General features: G+C 70.0%; 15 protein-coding genes and 1 pseudogene. 7 read left to right on the plus strand and 9 right to left on the minus strand.

Going from position 1 to position 15,731, the window contains the following annotated elements; genetic code table 11:
* Positions 1-53: 53 nt before the first annotated feature.
* Both ACIPQB_RS10640 and ACIPQB_RS10645 read right to left on the minus strand, forming a co-directional pair.
* Complete coding sequence (locus ACIPQB_RS10640; protein WP_446485196.1) at positions 54-563, minus strand: methylated-DNA--[protein]-cysteine S-methyltransferase; 510 nt, start codon at positions 561-563, stop codon at positions 54-56.
* Positions 553-2,061 carry an AlkA N-terminal domain-containing protein gene (locus ACIPQB_RS10645; RefSeq protein WP_446485197.1) on the minus strand — a complete coding sequence of 503 codons (1,509 nt, stop codon included), beginning with the start codon at positions 2,059-2,061 and terminating at the stop codon, positions 553-555. The genes ACIPQB_RS10640 and ACIPQB_RS10645 overlap by 11 nt, the downstream gene beginning before the upstream one ends.
* A gap of 310 nt (positions 2,062-2,371) precedes the next feature.
* Here ACIPQB_RS10645 and ACIPQB_RS10650 point away from each other — a divergent pair, with 310 nt between their 5' ends.
* Positions 2,372-3,400, plus strand: a complete 1,029-nt coding sequence (locus ACIPQB_RS10650; protein ID WP_446485198.1) for a hypothetical protein — start codon at positions 2,372-2,374, stop codon at positions 3,398-3,400.
* Between the two features lie 71 nt (positions 3,401-3,471).
* Here ACIPQB_RS10650 and ACIPQB_RS10655 read toward each other — a convergent pair whose 3' ends face one another.
* A complete protein-coding gene (locus ACIPQB_RS10655) occupies positions 3,472-4,032 on the minus strand; it encodes a TetR/AcrR family transcriptional regulator (RefSeq protein WP_446485199.1) in 561 nt (186 codons plus the stop codon).
* Between the two features lie 112 nt (positions 4,033-4,144).
* Here ACIPQB_RS10655 and ACIPQB_RS10660 point away from each other — a divergent pair, with 112 nt between their 5' ends.
* Positions 4,145-4,792 carry a glutathione S-transferase family protein gene (locus ACIPQB_RS10660; RefSeq protein WP_446485200.1) on the plus strand — a complete coding sequence of 216 codons (648 nt, stop codon included), beginning with the start codon at positions 4,145-4,147 and terminating at the stop codon, positions 4,790-4,792.
* Positions 4,793-4,914: 122 nt separating this feature from the next.
* Here the strand turns inward: ACIPQB_RS10660 and ACIPQB_RS10665 are convergent, their stop codons facing one another.
* Both ACIPQB_RS10665 and ACIPQB_RS10670 read right to left on the minus strand, forming a co-directional pair.
* The gene (locus ACIPQB_RS10665; protein WP_446485201.1) at positions 4,915-5,280 is read right to left on the minus strand and encodes a hypothetical protein; all 366 of its coding nucleotides are present in this window, start codon (positions 5,278-5,280) and stop codon (positions 4,915-4,917) included.
* A gap of 117 nt (positions 5,281-5,397) precedes the next feature.
* Positions 5,398-6,705 (minus strand): acyl-CoA dehydrogenase family protein, encoded by a 1,308-nt coding sequence (locus ACIPQB_RS10670; RefSeq protein ID WP_446485202.1) that lies wholly within the window; start codon positions 6,703-6,705, stop codon positions 5,398-5,400.
* 198 nt (positions 6,706-6,903) lie between these two features.
* Here ACIPQB_RS10670 and ACIPQB_RS10675 point away from each other — a divergent pair, with 198 nt between their 5' ends.
* From ACIPQB_RS10675 to ACIPQB_RS10685, 3 genes are all read left to right on the plus strand, one after another.
* Complete coding sequence (locus ACIPQB_RS10675) at positions 6,904-7,494, plus strand: GNAT family N-acetyltransferase (RefSeq protein WP_446485203.1); 591 nt, start codon at positions 6,904-6,906, stop codon at positions 7,492-7,494.
* 133 nt (positions 7,495-7,627) lie between these two features.
* Positions 7,628-8,905: a hypothetical protein gene (locus ACIPQB_RS10680; protein ID WP_446485204.1), complete on the plus strand. Its 1,278-nt coding sequence runs from the start codon at positions 7,628-7,630 to the stop codon at positions 8,903-8,905.
* Between the two features lie 96 nt (positions 8,906-9,001).
* The gene (locus ACIPQB_RS10685; RefSeq protein WP_446485205.1) at positions 9,002-10,240 is read left to right on the plus strand and encodes a hypothetical protein; all 1,239 of its coding nucleotides are present in this window, start codon (positions 9,002-9,004) and stop codon (positions 10,238-10,240) included.
* Between the two features lie 3 nt (positions 10,241-10,243).
* On the opposite strand, the gene mutL is transcribed toward ACIPQB_RS10685, so the two are convergent.
* Positions 10,244-12,151 (minus strand): DNA mismatch repair endonuclease MutL, encoded by a 1,908-nt coding sequence (gene mutL / locus ACIPQB_RS10690; RefSeq protein ID WP_446485206.1) that lies wholly within the window; start codon positions 12,149-12,151, stop codon positions 10,244-10,246.
* Between the two features lie 144 nt (positions 12,152-12,295).
* Here mutL and ACIPQB_RS10695 point away from each other — a divergent pair, with 144 nt between their 5' ends.
* Together ACIPQB_RS10695 and ACIPQB_RS10700 are read left to right on the plus strand one after the other, a co-directional pair.
* A complete protein-coding gene (locus tag ACIPQB_RS10695) occupies positions 12,296-13,285 on the plus strand; it encodes a TraB/GumN family protein (protein ID WP_446485207.1) in 990 nt (329 codons plus the stop codon).
* Positions 13,286-13,313: 28 nt separating this feature from the next.
* Positions 13,314-14,252, plus strand: coding sequence for a TraB/GumN family protein (locus tag ACIPQB_RS10700; protein WP_446485208.1), 939 nt, complete (start codon positions 13,314-13,316; stop codon positions 14,250-14,252).
* Between the two features lie 71 nt (positions 14,253-14,323).
* On the opposite strand, the gene ACIPQB_RS10705 is transcribed toward ACIPQB_RS10700, so the two are convergent.
* The 3 genes and pseudogenes from ACIPQB_RS10705 to ACIPQB_RS10715 form a co-directional block, all read right to left on the minus strand.
* Positions 14,324-14,890, minus strand: coding sequence for a DUF3035 domain-containing protein (locus ACIPQB_RS10705; RefSeq protein ID WP_446485209.1), 567 nt, complete (start codon positions 14,888-14,890; stop codon positions 14,324-14,326).
* 199 nt (positions 14,891-15,089) lie between these two features.
* Entirely contained in the window at positions 15,090-15,596 is a 507-nt protein-coding gene (lspA, locus tag ACIPQB_RS10710; RefSeq protein WP_446485364.1) for a signal peptidase II, read from the minus strand.
* A gap of 15 nt (positions 15,597-15,611) precedes the next feature.
* A pseudogene (locus ACIPQB_RS10715) lies at positions 15,612-15,722 on the minus strand (hypothetical protein); the annotation flags it as partial.
* Positions 15,723-15,731 lie beyond the last annotated feature (9 nt).

Below are 15,731 nucleotides of genomic sequence, written 5' to 3' on the forward strand. Positions count from 1 at the left end.
GCGGGAGCGCGACCATCTTACGGGTCCTGCCGGGCGACACAACGGAGAGCCGCTCAGAGCGCCCCTTCATGCGCCAGCAGCCATCGCTTGCGTTCGATCCCGCCGCCATAGCCGGTCAGCGAACCGTCGGCGCCGATCACCCGGTGGCAGGGCACGACGATCCCGACCGGATTGGCGCCGTTGGCCGCGCCGAGGGCCCGCACGGCGGTCGGCCGGCCGATGCGGGCGGCGAGGCCGGCATAGTTCACCGTCTGGCCGATCGGGATGTCGACCAGGGCGGTCCAGACCTGGCGCTGGAAGGCCGTGCCCGCCGTCGCCCATCGAATGGCGCCCAGCGCCGTCGGCGCGCCGGCGAAATAGGCGTCCAGCGCCGCGCGGATCGCCGCCGGCGCGGGGCCGGTCTCCAACGGCTGGCCGCCATAGTGCAGGCGCAGCAGCCGCAGCATCCGCGGTTCATAGTCGTGGAAGTCCAGGGCCCGCAGGCGACCGGCCTCGTCGGTGACCAGCAGCACCTCGCCGATCGGCGAGGCCAGGCGGTCGAGCCGCAGATGTTCAGGCCGCACGCTTCACCTTCGCGGCCCTGGGGGCGGGGGCGTCGCCCAGCGAGGCCCACAGGTGCAGGGCGGCGTAGGCGCGCCAGGGCCGCCAGGCCTCGGCCCGGGCCAGGAGCTGCTCGGCGGTGGGGCGCAGGCCGTCGGCGTCGGCCAGGGCCCGCATCAGGGCGACGTCGGCGGCGGGAAAGGCGTCGGGCTCGCGCAGCTGGCGCATGGCGATGTACTGGGCCGTCCACTCGCCGATGCCCGGCAGGACCCGCAACCGCCGCACGGTCTCGTCGAGGCCGGCGGTGGGGGCCAGCAGGCCCGGATCATCGGCCAGGGCCTGGGCCATGGCCGACAGGCAGCGGATGCGGGCGCCGGGCATCTTCATGTCGGAAAGATCGGCCGCCGCCAGTCGCTCGGCCGAGGGGAAGGCGTGGGTCAGGCCGGCTTCGACCCAGGCCGGGGCCAGGGGCTCGCCATGGCTTGCAACGAGGTCGCCGGCCAGCTTGCGGGCCGCCACCACGGTGATCTGCTGGCCCAGGATCGCCCGCACCGCCAGCTCCAGCCCGTCCCAGGCCCCCGGCACCCGCAGGCCGGGGCGGGCGGCGACCATCGGCGCCAGGTCGGGATCGCGCGACAGCACCTGCCCGATCTGCACCGGGTCGGCCGACAAGTCGAACACCCCGCGCACCCGGGCCAAGATGCGGGGCAGGGCCGAGGGTCGCGGAAAGCGCACCGCCACCTCCAGCCGATCGTCGCCGATCGGCCGCACCGCCAGGGTCCCGACCGCGCCGTCCAGGGCGATGGTCCGGCGATAGACGCCGTCGCGCACCACCTCGACTCCGGGGATAGCCCGCATCGCCAGGAAGGCCAGCATGCCGTCCCAGTCATAGGGCGGCCGATAGCGCAGGGTCAGGGCGATGGCGTCGGCCGGCGGCGTCTCGCCTGGCGAAGCGGCGATCGCCTTGCGGCGGCGCAGCGCGGCGGGCGGGCGGTCATAGAGCTGCTGGAAGGTCTCGTTGAAGCGCCGCACGCTGCCGAAGCCGGCGGCCAGGGCCACCTGGGCCATCGGCAGGTCGGTCTCGTGGATCAGTTGCTTGGCCAGCAGCACGCGGCGGGTCTGGGCGACGCCCAGCGGCGAGGCCCCCAGGTGCTGCACGAACAGTCGCCGCAGCTGCCGGCCGCCGACCCCGACCCGTTCGGCCAGGGCCTCGACGTCGCCGTCATCCAGGGCGCCGGCCTCGATCAGGCGGAGGGCGCGCGAGACGGTGTTGGACGCGCCGTTCCAGGCCCCCAGCTGCGGAGAGGTCTCGGGCCGGCAGCGCAGGCAGGCGCGATAGCCGGCCGCCTCGGCCGAGGCGGCGTTGGCGTGGAAGGTGACGTTCTCGCGCTTGGGCGTGCGGGCCGGGCAGACCGGCCGGCAGTAGATCCCCGTGGTCCGCACCGCCACGAACAGCCGGCCGTCGAAGCGGGCGTCGCGGGTCTGGATGGCGCGGTAGCAGGCGTCGGGATCGAGGTCCATGCCGCGATCATAGCGCTCGACGGGGCGGCGTCTCGCGGTTTTCGGACGTCGTCATGGCGCTGGCGGGCGGCCGGGATGCTCCAGTAACGGCCAAGTCGGCGCTGACAAAATGTCGCAGATCATTCATCGATACATGAATTTGTGAGCGCTAACGTCGGATGGTATCGATCTTCAAAGTCCGTATGCGACAAAATGCTCGCGCAAAATGAGCCAATACATGGGCGTTAACGGCTGATTCGGCATGAATATTACGGGCCGATCAACCGAGCTGGTCGCGAAATGAGCTCCAAGTTCATTTGGGGCCAAGTCGATGAAATATCCGATGCTCTGGGCGGCCAGCGCCCTGGTCGCCGTCACCGCCCTCGGCGGTTTCGCCGTCGCCCGCCAGGAGCGACAGTCGCCGGGGGTCAGCCTGGCCCGCGACGTGGTCGCCGCCGCCAGCGCCTTCGAGACCTATACCCGCAACGCCGCCGCCGTTTCGGCCGGCTTCGATGACGGTTCGAGCGTCGCCGACGCCCTGGCCAAGGGGGCGGCCTATCAGCCCCAGCAGCTCGACGCCGGCATGATCGCCTATGGGGCCATCGCCGCCCTGCAGGAGCCGGCCTTCCTGGACGGGGTGAAGGCCGCGGCCCTGGAAACCTCGCCGGCGGCGCTGATCGCCCGGCTGACGGAAAATCCCGACAGCGTCCTTGAGATCGACGGCGTCGGGGCCGCGGCCGGCCGGGCCCAGGCGGCCCTGCTCAAGCGCGGCGCGCCGCTGGGCGTGACCGGGCGGGCGGTCAAGCAGGCGGCCTACGACGTCCAGCACCAGGACTGGTCCAAGCGCCCGATCGCCGACGGCGCCGGCCGGTTGGCGCGGGTCAAGGCGGAATCGGCGGCCCTGTTCACCCCGGCCGACGCCGACGCCGGCCGGCTGATCCAGGCGGCGACCGCGCCGCGCGACGCCGATGGCGCCGGGGCCGAGGGCGGGGCGGTGTTCACCCCGGTGACGGTGCGGGCCGCGGCCCTGGCCGCCCTGGCGGTGCTGGGCGCAGCCGGCGACGACGACGCCGCCCGGCTGGACGCCGTCATGCACGAGCCCAAGAGCGGCTTCTGCATGAAGATGGCCAAGCTCAATCTCTACCAGTGCCTGGCCGTGGCCGGTCCGCACTACGAAGACGTCTTCTGCCTGGGCCAGCACGCCCTGATCGACACCGCCCAGTGCGTCACCGACGCGGCCGGCGGGGCAGCGGTTTCGGCGGCTACGCCGGCCCCCGCGCCGCGTCCTGTCCCGGGCTTCATGATCCCGGTGGCGGGCACGAGCGTGGCGGCGATGTCGCCGGTCCCGACGGGGAACTGAACCCGCGGTCAGGCCCGACCGTCGCCCGCGGCTTGGTGCTCTGCGGTCGAGGGTGACGACCCTGGGCGGGGCTAGGGAAACAGCCCCGCCGCCCGGTAGGCCGCGATCGTGCGGTCATAGATCGCCACGTCGCCGCCGCCGCGCGCCAGCAACTGGGCGCCGTTGACGGCCGACAGCACCGCCAGGGCCTTCTGGGCGGCCTCGGGACCGGTCAGGCCCAGCACCTGGGTCAACCAGGCGACGTTGACGGCGATGAACCTTTCGACCTCGACCATCACCTCGGCCGGCATGTCGGTCTTTTCGGCGGCCATGATCCCGACCAGGCACATGCGGTTGTCGTTGACCAGAGCGGCGCGGAACACGCCGGTATAGAGGCTCATCCACCCCGCCGCGTCGGGCGCGACGGTCAGGAAATGCTCGAAGGCCTTGGCGGCCCCGTCGGTATAGCGCTTGGCCAGGGCCGCCCCCAGGTCGCCCTTGGTCGGGAAGTGGTAGTGGATGCTGGCGCTCTTGATCCCGACCGTCTTGGCCAGCTCGCGAAAGCTGAGGGCGTTGTAGCCGCGGGCCTGCACCACGGCCTGGCCGGCGTCCAGGATCGCCTGCCGCGTATCGAGCTTCGTCGTATCAGTCACTGCCGAGTCCTTGTCTACCTACCGATAGATAATGGTTGACGGCGAGGGGCGAAAGGCCTTTACGAGTTTTGTCTATCTATCGATAGGTAGAATCACAACGGAGGCAGCCGCCATGAAAATCCACGACTTCGCCATCGGGCCCAATCCGGCCCGCGTCCGCATCGCCCTGGCCGAGAAGGGGCTGGGGTCCGCCGTCACCTTCGTGCCGGTCGACCTGCCCGGGGCCGAGCACAAGCAACCGGCCTTCCTGGAGAAGAACCCGACCGGCACCGTGCCGGTGCTGGAACTGGACGACGGCCTGTTCATCTCCGAATGCACGGCGATCACCGAGTACCTGGACAACCTCGACGGAAACCCGGTGCTGACCGGCCGCACGCCGCGCGAGAAGGCGGTGATCCACATGATGCAGAAGCGGGCGGAGTCCGAGCTGATCGACGCGGTGGGGATCTATTTCCACCACGCCACCCCGGGTCTCGGCGCGAAGATGCTGCCCTATAAGAGCCCCGACTGGGACGGCCGCCAGGCCTGGGGCGAGCGCTCGCGCGACAAGGCCGTGGCCGGCATGCGCTATTTCGACAAGGTGCTGCGCGACCAGCCCTACGTGGCCGGCGAGGCGTTCTCGATGGCCGACATCACGGTGTGGGGCGGCCTGGCCTTCGCCGACTTCGCCCGGATCGCGATCCCGGAGGACTGCACGGCGCTGACGGCGTGGCGGGCGAAGGTGGCCGAACGGCCGAGCGTGCGATCGCCGGCGGGGTAGGGGGCGTCCGGCCGCGCCAACAAAAAAGCCTCCCGGATCGTTCCGGGAGGCCGTCGACATTTCGGCGATCATGAAACTCAAGAGGATCGGTTTCGCCTGGAGCGCTGCGAGTGCAATGATCGCTAGTCTAGTCGCCAGTCGAGCTTCCCACCCAAGGTGGGCATGAGCAGGAAGCTCGCGGTATTCACGCCATAGGGGCGAAACGGTCCGTGCCGGCGCTCGGCGACGCGCGCGGTGAAAGTGCAGGTCGCGACCGCCCGTATCCGTTGGTCTGGCGTCACTTCGTAGCGACAATCGAAGTCGCGCAGCCGGATCCAGTGGGGCTTGGGCAGGGTGCATACCCCTTGCTCGTCGGTCTCCAGGCAGCTGACCTTGTAGGATAGCTGGCGTGCAGCCTCGGCTTGTCGAAGACGCGGATACGCCTTGGCGAGCGGGGCGGTGGCGCATCCGGAAAGCGCCATCAGCGTGAGCAGGGCGAAGTTTCTCATCCTTGAATTGTAAAGACGAAGCTTGGCCCTGTCATCCGGTGTGGGGCCGTACTCAAAGAAAAAGGCCTCTCGGTTCACACCGGGAGGCCCTTGTCATCACCGCAAGCGACTAAGACCCTACCGGGTCCCCGCCACTTCCCGCGCCCGCTCGCGCTCGGCCTTCTGCTGGTAGGCCAGGTCGCCGTACTTGCCGTATTCCATCCGCGCGATGGTGCGCTGGTGGACCTCGTCGGGGCCGTCGGCCAGGCGCAGGGTGCGGATGCCGGCGTACATCCTGGCCAGGCCGAAGTCGCTGGTGACGCCGCCGCCGCCGTGGGCCTGGATGGCGTCGTCGATGATCTTCAGGGCGAGCTTGGGAGCCGCGACCTTGATCATGGCGATCTCCAGCCGGGCCGATTTGTTGCCGGCCTTGTCCATCATGTCGGCGGCCTTCAGGCACAGCAGGCGGCACATCTCGATATTGATCCGGGCCTCGGCGACGCGCTCCTCCCACACCGAGTGGTCGGAGATGTACTTGCCGAACGCCCGCCGGCTCATCAGCCGCCTGACCATCTGCTCCAGCGCCACCTCGGCCGCGCCGATGGTGCGCATGCAGTGGTGGATGCGGCCGGGGCCAAGCCGGCCCTGGGCGATCTCGAAGCCGCGGCCCTCACCCAGCAGCAGGGCGTCGTCGATCGGCACGCGGACGTCCTTGAGGATCACCTCGGCATGGCCGTGCGGGGCGTCGTCATAGCCGAACACCGGCAGCATGCGGACCACCTCGACGCCGGGCGCGTCGAGCGGCACCAGCACCTGGCTCTGCTGGGCGTGGCGGCTGGCGTTGTCCGGATCGGTCTTGCCCATGACGATGGCGACCTTGCAGCGCGGATCGCCGACGCCAGAGCTCCACCACTTGCGGCCGTTGATCACATAGTGGTCGCCGTCGCGCTCGATGCGGGTCTCGATATTGGTGGCGTCGGAGCTGGCCACCGCCGGCTCGGTCATCAGGAAGGCGCTGCGGATTTCGCCGTTCATCAGCGGGCGCAGCCAGCGCTCCTTCTGGGCCAGCGTGCCGTAGCGCATCAGCACTTCCATGTTGCCGGTGTCGGGGGCCGAGCAGTTGAACACCTCCGAGGCGAAGCCGATCCTGCCCAGCTGCTCGGCGATCAGGCTGTATTCGAGGTTGGTCAGCTGCACGCCCTCGAACTGGAAGCTGTCGTCGACATGGGCCTGGCCGCTGTGCGGCGGCATGAAGAAGTTCCACAGGCCGGCGGCCTTGGCCTTGGCCTTCAGCTCTTCGAGCACCTGGACCACCTTCCAGCGCTCGGCCCCCAGCACGTTCATCTCGGCCTCGTAGGCCGGCACGGCGGGCACGACGTGCTGCTCCATGAAGGCGACGACCCGATCGAGGACCTGCCGCTGGGTGGGCGAGATGTCGAAATCCATGGCGCTTCCCGATCCCGTTCTTGTGACGTCAAACGATTGTTTGAAATTGTTCTAGCACCGAAGTGACGCGGACGGCAAGCGAGGCGTCGAAACCCGCACCTTGCGGCGCGGCGTGTCAGTTTCTGTCAGCTGATGTCGGTAGGCGCCGCGTCCGACCCGCCTTGCGCGGCAGCGGTCGGGCAGGGCATTCTGCCGGCCATGAACATCCAGATTCGCCCCCTCGAAGGCCGCCACGTGCGGCTGGAACCGATCACCCCTGCGCTGCGCGACGAGCTGAAGGGGGCGATCGACTGCGATCCCGAGAGCTGGGAGATCATGTCGACCAACGGCTGCGGCGAGGGCTTTTCCGACTGGTGGGGCGCGCTGCAGGGCGAGACCCAGCGCGGCGAGCGCATCGGCTTCGCGATCCGCCGGCTGCGCGACAATCGGGTGGTGGGCACCTCGAGCTATCTGAACATCCGCACCCTGCACCGGGGCCTGGAGATCGGCTCGACCTTCCTGCATCCGGACGTCCGCTCCGGCCCGGTCAATCCCGAGTCCAAGCGGCTGCTGCTGGGCCACGCCTTCGATTCGGGGGCGATCCGGGTGGAGTTCATGATCGACGTGCGCAATGCCCGCAGCCAGGCCGCGGTCGAGAAGCTGGGCGCCGACAAGGACGGCGTTCTGCGCAACCACAAGATCACCTGGACCGGCCATGTCCGCGACACCGCGGTGTTTTCGATCACCGACGCCGACTGGCCGGGCGTCAAGCAGCGGCTGGAATTCCGCCTGATGGAAAGCTTCGTCTAGACGGCGAAACAACCCAGGCGCTGTTTTTGGCCGGTGCGTAATTTCTGAGCATCGGCGATTTTCAAGGTAAAGATCGCGTTCTCCATCTTCTTGTAAAGACTTCGCCAAGCCTTCGTCCGTAGGGTTCGGCGCCATGACCGCTATCGCTTGCTTGAGAATTCTGGTGGCCGGGAACGCGCCCGAGCCGGGCCGGAGCGTGCCGGCCGCCCAGGTGGAGGCCGCCGCCGACCTGTATCTCAAGCACAAATGGCGCGCGCCGCGCCGCTACGGAGCCGTCGCGCCCCTGGCCTTCGTGCTGGCCGACACCCGCGCCGAGCGGCTGGACCCGGTCGAGATGCAGGCCCTGGCGATCGAACTTGAGGCGGGCCTGTTCCCCGGTCGCGCCGTCGGCCAGGTGTGCCTGATGACCTTCGAGGGCGACGAGAGCGCCGTCCTGCAATTCGCCAGCCTGTCCCAGGCGCAGCTGCTGGGGCTGATCGCCGGCCGCGGCTATGACGGACCGCCCGGTCACGTCCAGGTGATCACCGCCGAAGAAATCCGCGCCGTGCCCAGCGCCCAGGCCGCGCCCAAGACCGCGGCTGAACCCGCATCCGCGCCGGCCAGGGGTGCGACCTCGCCGGCGCCGGCCTCCATCGCCGCGGCGCCGCCCACCGCAGCCAGGCCCGCCCCGCCGCCGGCCCGTCCCGTCGTCAAGGCGCCGCCGCCGCCCGCCACTGGCTGGTGGGGCCTCTATCACCCGCCGTCCGAAGCCTTCGTCGGGGCGGGGATCGGCATCCGCGCCGACCTGGAAACCCCCCGTCCCGAGGACGACGCGGCCCTGCTGACCCGCGACCTGACCTGCCTGAACGACGCCCAGCTGGCCTTCGCGCAGCCTTCCTTCCAGAAGGGGGGCGACGGTGCGGGCATGCTGTTCGTGCCGTTCAGCTTCTGGAACCTGACCAACCCCGCCTCGCAGGAGGCATACAAGCGCCGGCTGTCGCGTTATCCGCTCGACATGCAGGCGCGGCTGGGAGCGAGCGTCTACGACACGCCGCGCGAACCGTCGCTTGGCCTGCTCGGCCAGATCCGCGCCTTCCTGCAGCCGACCTTCGCCTTCATCGACCTGAACATCACCGAGCCGAACTTCCCGGTCGCCACCCTGCCGGGCGACCTGGCCACCAGCATCAGCCTGACCCTGCAGGGCGACGACACCCGCCAGCGGATCGAGGCCATCGCCCGCTTCGCCGCGGTCCAGGGCGCCTGTCGCGCCAAGGGCGTGCGCCAGGCGGTGGTCAATGTCCGCGACGCCAAGGAGCTGGAAGCCTGCCGGGCGGCGGGCCTGCGCTTCGTGGCCGGTCCGGCGATTTCCGGCATGATGGCCGGTCCGATCGGCGCGACGCCGGCGCTCGAGCTTCCGTTAAGAGTGGCGTGAAGCTCAACTTTAAAGTAGAGATGCGTCAGTCGGTCGCGCCAGGATCGATCTTTTTCTAGGCGATTTCGCTAACGTTTTCCGCGCAATATCGAGCCCATGACAGCGATCGCGTGCCTCAAGGTTTTTGTGGGCGACGAACTGAGGTTCGCCGACAACGACACCATGGCCGGTTTGGTCGCCAAGGTGGCCGGCGCCTATCTTGAGACGACCTGGCTGTGGCCGCGCCGCTACGGCCTGGTGGCGCCGTTCTCCTTCGTGCTAGCCGACCCGCGCGCGACCCAGCTCGACGCCCGCGAACTGCAGGCCCTGTCCCGCGACCTGCAGTTCAAGCTGTTCGGCGACAAGGGCGAGGGCGACATCGCCTTGCTGATGTTCGAAGGCGACCAGACCGACGTCATGCGCTTCGCCGGCATTCACGGCGAACAGCTCAAGGCTCTGCTGGACGGACATGACGACGGTTCGCTGGTCGGCAGGGTCTGCCGCATCACCCCCACCGAGATCAGCTCGATCGTGCCCGAGAACGGTCCGGTCCACGGTACGCCGCCGATGGAGGAACTGCTCGACCTGGACGATCCGCCGCCCGCCCCGCCGCGCACAGGCTATCGCGGCGTGTTCCACACCCAGCGCGACATGTTCCTGGGCAGCCTGGCCACCTGGCGGGCCTCGGGCGCGCCGTCGATCTACGGCTTCGATGCGCCGCGCTTCGAATATGACGATCCGGCCCACGACGCCCTCAACCTCACCTGCGTTCGGCGCGCCCTGGCCAAGATGGATGCCGGGGTGCTGTTCCTGCCGATCAGCTTCTCCAACATCGTCAAGCCGAGCGCCCGGGCCGAGCTGCTGCCGCAACTGGAGACCCTGCCGCGCGCCGCCCGCGGGCGCCTGGCGGCGGCGGTCTACGACACGCCGCGCGCGCCGTCCTTCTCGGCCCTGTCGCAGGTCAAGCGCTTCCTGGACCCGTTCTTCGGGCGGCTGGACCTGCGGGTCACAGACCCCGCCTTCCAGATCGACGACCTGCCGCTGGACCTGGCCAGCAGCGTGACCCTGACCCTGCCCGCCGTCTCCGACAAGGCCCGGCTGGCGGCCATCAACCGCTTCATGCGCGACGCCGCCGCCTATCGCCGCAAGCGCGTCTGGCAGGGGATCATCGACGTGCGCACCCGGCGCGAGCTGAACCACTGCCTGGACCAGGGCGTGCCGTTCGTCACCGGGGCCGCCGTCACCGAACTGCTGGAAGAGCCGGTCGGCGTCACCCACCTGCCGTCGCTGAATCTGCCGCTGCACGACTGGTCGACGCAGACGGGCGAGGTCGCCATGGCTTTCGACGTCGCTTAAGGTCTATCGCCGGCCGAACAGTTTCTCGATGTCGGCCAGCTTCAGCTCCACATAGGTCGGCCGGCCGTGGTTGCACTGGCCTGAATGGGGCGTGGCCTCCATCTCGCGCAGCAGGGCGTTCATCTCCGCGCCGTTCAGGCGGCGGCCGGCCCGGACGCTGCCGTGGCAGGCCATGGTTGAGCAGACCTCCTCCAGCCGCTCCTTCAGGGCCAGGGCCGCGCCGTTCTCGGCCAGGTCGTCGGCGATGTCGCGGACCAGGCCTGCGGCGTCGGCCTTGCCCAGCAGGGCCGGGGTTTCGCGCACCAGCACCGCCCCGGGGCCGAAGCTCTCGACGACCAGGCCCAGGGCCGCCAGTTCCTCGGACCGGGCGATGACGCGCTCGGCCTCGGCCGGGTCCAGCTCGACCACCTCGGGCAGCAGCAGGGCCTGGCGGGCGACGCCGCCGGCCGCCATCTCGCCCTTCATCCGCTCGTAGACCAGGCGCTCGTGGGCGGCGTGCTGGTCGACGATGACCACGCCGTCGCGGGTCTGGGCGACGATATAGGTCTCATGCACCTGGGCCCGGGCCGCGCCGAGCGGGAAGTCGACGGGGTCGAACGGCGCGGCGGCCTGGCCGGGTTCGAAGGCGGGCGGCGCATAGTCGAACGCCGCCTCGCGCACCACTTCGGCGACGCCGCCGCCGTAGCTCGGCTCCAGGCCAGGCTCGACCCGGGCCGAGACGTCCGACAGCCCCGGCAGCACCTGCGGCGAGGGCCGCGTCCAGCCGCCGGCCTGCCAGGCCGAGAAGCCGGCGGCCGAAGGACCGGGCGAATAGCCGGAATAGGAGGGCGGGATCATGCTCTGGGCGCGGAAGCCCTCCAGCGCCGAGGCGGCCGTGGTGGTCGAGGCCCGGTGGCCGGCCCCGGCCAGGGCGTGGCGCAGGGCCCCGACGATCAGGCCGCGCACCAGGGCCGGGTCACGGAACCGCACCTCGGCCTTGGCCGGGTGGACGTTGACGTCGACCTCGGCGGTGTCCAGCGAGACGTACAGCGCCGCGGTTGGGTGGCGGTCGCGAGCCAGGAAGTCGGCATAGGCGGCGCGCAGGGCGCCCTGCAGCAGCCGGTCGCGTACCGGGCGGCCGTTGACGAACAGGTACTGGTGGGCGGCGTTGCCGCGGTTGTAGGTCGGCAGGCCGGCGAAGCCGGTCAGGCGGACGCCGTCGCGGGTCTGGTCGATCTCGATGGCGTTGTCCTGGAAGTCGCGGCCCAGCACCGCCGACAGCCGCGCCAGCCGCCCCTGCGGTCCCGGATGCTCGGGCGCCAGGCGGATCACCCGGCGGCCGTCGATGTCCAGGGAAAAGCCGACGCCCTCGTTGGCCATGGCCTGGCGCTTGATCTCCTCGGTGATGGCCAGGGCCTCGGCGCGTTCGGACTTCATGAACTTCAGCCGGGCGGGGGTGGCGTAGAACAGGTCGCGCACCTCGATCCGCGCGCCGTGGTCGCCGGCGAAGGCGGCGGGGGCCACCTCGCCGACGCTGCCGCCCTCGACCAGGATCGACCAGGCGTCGCTCTGGCCCTTGGCCCGCGAGCTGATCGACAGCCGCGCCACCGAGCCTATCGACGGCAGGGCCTCGCCGCGGAAACCCATGGTGTGGATGCGCAGCAGGTCCCACAGGCCGTCGGCGTCCGGCGCCAGCTTGGAGGTGGCGTGGCGCTCGATCGCCACCGGCAGCTCCTCGGCGCTGAGGCCGCAGCCGTCGTCGGCCACCAGGATGCGGGTCAGGCCGCCGCCGTGGGCCTCGACCTCGATCCGCGTGGCCCCGGCGTCGATGGCGTTGTCGACCAGTTCCTTGATGGCGCTGGCCGGCCGCTCGACCACCTCGCCGGCGGCGATGCGGTTGACGGTCTCGGGCGGCAGGCGGCGGATCGGCATCGGCAACTCTCGGGACGCGGGTGAACGCCCGCATTGCGCCTTCGTAATTTGACCGGCCAAGCGCGGCCGTTCCAAGTGCGAGGGACCGATCATTCTAGATCGATTCCGGCCAATTGTTTTTGGCGCCTTTGAGGACCGTACATAGTGACGACCGGACGCTTCGCCGCCCTTTGCGCGGCCCTGACCCTGACAGCCGCCCCCGCCCTGGCCCAGCAGGCGGTCGACGCTTCCGGGCCGATCGACCTGCATCGCACCGATCCCGAGGCCGACCTCGTCGAGGAACTGGTGGTCAACGCCCGGCTGCCGGGACCGGCCTGGTGGAAGGTCAGCGACGCTGACACGACGGTCTATGTGCTGGGCGTGCCGGCCCTGGTCCCGACCAACCTGACGGCCGACGACTCGGTGCTCAGGCGGCGGCTGGACGGGGCCAATGTGCTGATCATGGGCCAGGAAGCCGATGTCAGCGTCATGCGGCTGGTCGGCTTGGCCCTGGGCGGAAAGCGCTATTTCCTGACCACCCAGCCGATGCGCCAGACCCTGCCGCCGGAACTGCGCCAACGGCTGGAAACCCGCTTGGCGGCGATGAAGAAGCCGGCCGGAGACATGGACGACATCAAGCCCGCCTTCGCCGGCTTCATCCTGGCCAATTCCAAGGATGGTAATCTCCAGATCACCCTGGGCGGGGTGACCGATCGGATCCGCGAGATCGCCAAGAGCAAGGATCTGGAAAAGCGCCCCCGGATCCAGAACCTGCCGGGCTACAGCCTGGTCGACGCGGTCAAGACGCTGGGGACCGCGCCGCAGCCCTTGCAGGAGCTGTGCCTGGACGCCGGCCTGCGCCAGGCCGAGAGCGGTGAGGGCGGCATCCGGGAACTGTCCGAGCGATGGGCGCGAGGCGAGGTGCGCGCGGTGGTTTCGGCCGACCGCGGCTTCTCGCGTTGCCTGGCCTCGACCCCGTCCATCGCCCGCGAACTGCGCGACGGCCAGATCGATGCGGTGAAGGCGATCTCCGGGGCCCTTCAGAAGCCAGGCAAGGCCGTGGCGGTGATCGAGCTGCGGTCGCTGCTGGCCGAGGGCGGCGTGCTGGAGCAGCTGAAGGCCAAGGGTTTCACGGTGACGACGCCCGGGGAGTGATAGAGCTGTAGCGCTTGGAGAACAGATCATGCGGCGACTGGCGCTGTTGAGTTTCGCGATGGCCGCCCTGATCGCTGGCCCGGCCTTCGCCCAGGCGATCGACGACCCCGAGGCCAATGTCGTCGAGGAGCTGGTCGTCAGCGCCAAGCTGCCGGGGCCGGCCTGGTGGCGGATTTCCGATGGCGACACCACGATCTATCTGCTCGGCGTGCTGCAGGCCCTGCCCCAGGGCCAGGGCTGGGACACCAGCGTGCTGGAACGGCGGCTGGACGGGGCCTTCGCGGTGATCCTGCCGCCGGAGGGCAAGGCCGGGCTCGGCGACATTCCCGCCGCCCTGGCCCTGCGCGGCCGGCTGAAGTCCGAGGTTCCGCTCGACACCGCCGCCGCCAGCCTGGCGCCCAAGCTGGCCCGGGCTCGCGCCGCCCTGGGCAAGGCGCCCGACGCCTATCGCCAGTGGAGCCCGCTCGGGGCCGGCGTGGCGATGGCCGGCGACTACCGCAAGGCGGTTCGGCTGGAGAGCGCCGAGCCGGAGCGGACGATCGCGCGGCTGGCCCGCCGGCATCGGGTCAAGGTGCGCCCGGCCGCGACCTACAAGGTGATGCCGGTGATCAGGACCGCCGTGCGCGGGCACTCGCCGGAGGCCGGGCTGGTCTGCCTGGAGGGCGTGCTCGACGAGGTCAACGCCGGGGCCGGCGCGGCGCGGGCCGCCGCCCGGGCCTGGGCCATGGGCGACGTGCGCGGCGCGATCAGCGGCCCGCGCAACTTCCAGCGCTGCCTGCTCGGCCTGCCCGGCATGGCCGAGCTGGAGCGGCGCGGGACTGAGGACGAGGTCGAGGCGCTGAGCGCAGCGATGAAGACCCCGGGCCATGCAGTGGCGGTCTACGGCGTCCGCAGCCTGGTGGCCCGGGACGGGGTGCTGGACCAGATGCGGGCGCGTGGGTTTCAGGTGTCGACGCCGGGCGAGTGAGCCGCCGTGACATGAAATCGGCCCGGAAGCTTTCGCCGCCGGGCCGATGAAGACGCGATATGGGTCGGGTCCTACAGCCCCGGAAGCTTGATCTTGCCCTGCTTCTCCCGGGTGATGACGATCGTGCCGTTGCCGGTCAGGGCCTTGAGGCGGGCTTCCTCGGTGGCCGCGTCGACCGGGGCGGCGTCGGTGGCGCCGGTTTCCGAGGCGGTGGGGGCGGCGGTCTTGTCGCCCTTCTTCCAGAACATCACCTTGCTGGCGAAGCTCTCGTCCTTGTGGGCCAGGTCGCCGTTCTCGTCGTCGACGACGAAGCGGATCAGCGGGTCGGCCTTGTCGACGCCGGCCTTGGCCACCAGCAGCTTCTCGCCGTCCGAGCGGTTGGCGGCGTTGCTCTGGCCGATCAGGGCCTGGCGCGCGGCGCTCTCGGGCTGCAGTTCCTGCGGACGCGGCTCGCCGGGGGCCGGCGGGCGCAGGCTGTAGTCAGGCGGCACCACCAGCGGGGCCTTGGTGACGACGCGGAATTCATCCGGCACGACCTTGTTCATGCCCAGGGCCTTGGAAGCCGACTGACAGCCGGCCAGGCCGGTGGCGGCCGCGGCGACCAAGACGCTCAAGGTCGCGACCCGATTGAAACTCATGAAACCCATGCTCCACTGGCCGCCCCGGGCCAAATTTTGGACGCCCTCGATACGACATCCGAGGGCGGGCGCCAATCTTCCTTGAGATCGTGGCTACGTTAGGGCGGCGCGATCGTGCCCGAAGGCGATCACGATCGCGATTCCTTGTTTCGACGCGCTTTCTTCACGCGAACCGGAGACCACTTCGCTCGAAAGCGCTTCAGAGCCCCTTACCGTTCGGATGCGACAGCTTGTTCTCCTCCGACAGGAAGCTGTCGAGCAGCAGCAGCGCCACTCCGACGCTGATCGCCGAGTCGGCGACGTTGAACACCCAGGGGAAGTGCAGGCGCGAGACGTCGATGAAGTCGATGACGTGGCCAAAGCGGATGCGGTCGATCAGGTTGTTGCCGAACGCCCCGCCGATGATCAGGCCCAGGCCCGCCGCCATCAGCCCGCGCGTCGCCTTGCGCGCCCAGACGGTCAGCCCGACCACCACGGCGGCCGAGAACAGGGTCAGCATCCAGCGGCTGAACTCCGAGCCGCGGAACAGGCCGAAACTCATGCCCTGGTTATGGACCAGGGTCAGCTGCAGCGGCCCCAGCAGCGGCATGTTGGCGCCCGGCAGCTCGCCCAGATAGGACAGGATCCAGGCCTTGCTGATCTGGTCCAGCACGATGGTGACGATCGCGATGGCGTAGGAGGTCCAGCCCAGGCGGGTGATTTTCATTCTAGTCCCCGATCTTCCTTCTCCCCTTGCGGGAGAAGGTGGCCTGCGTAGCAGGTCGGATGAGGGGTTTCACCGGCGGCGCCGCGCGACCCCTCATCCGTCGCTGCGCGACACCTTCTCCCGCAAGGGGAGAAG

The organism is Caulobacter sp. LARHSG274, assembly GCF_052871235.1.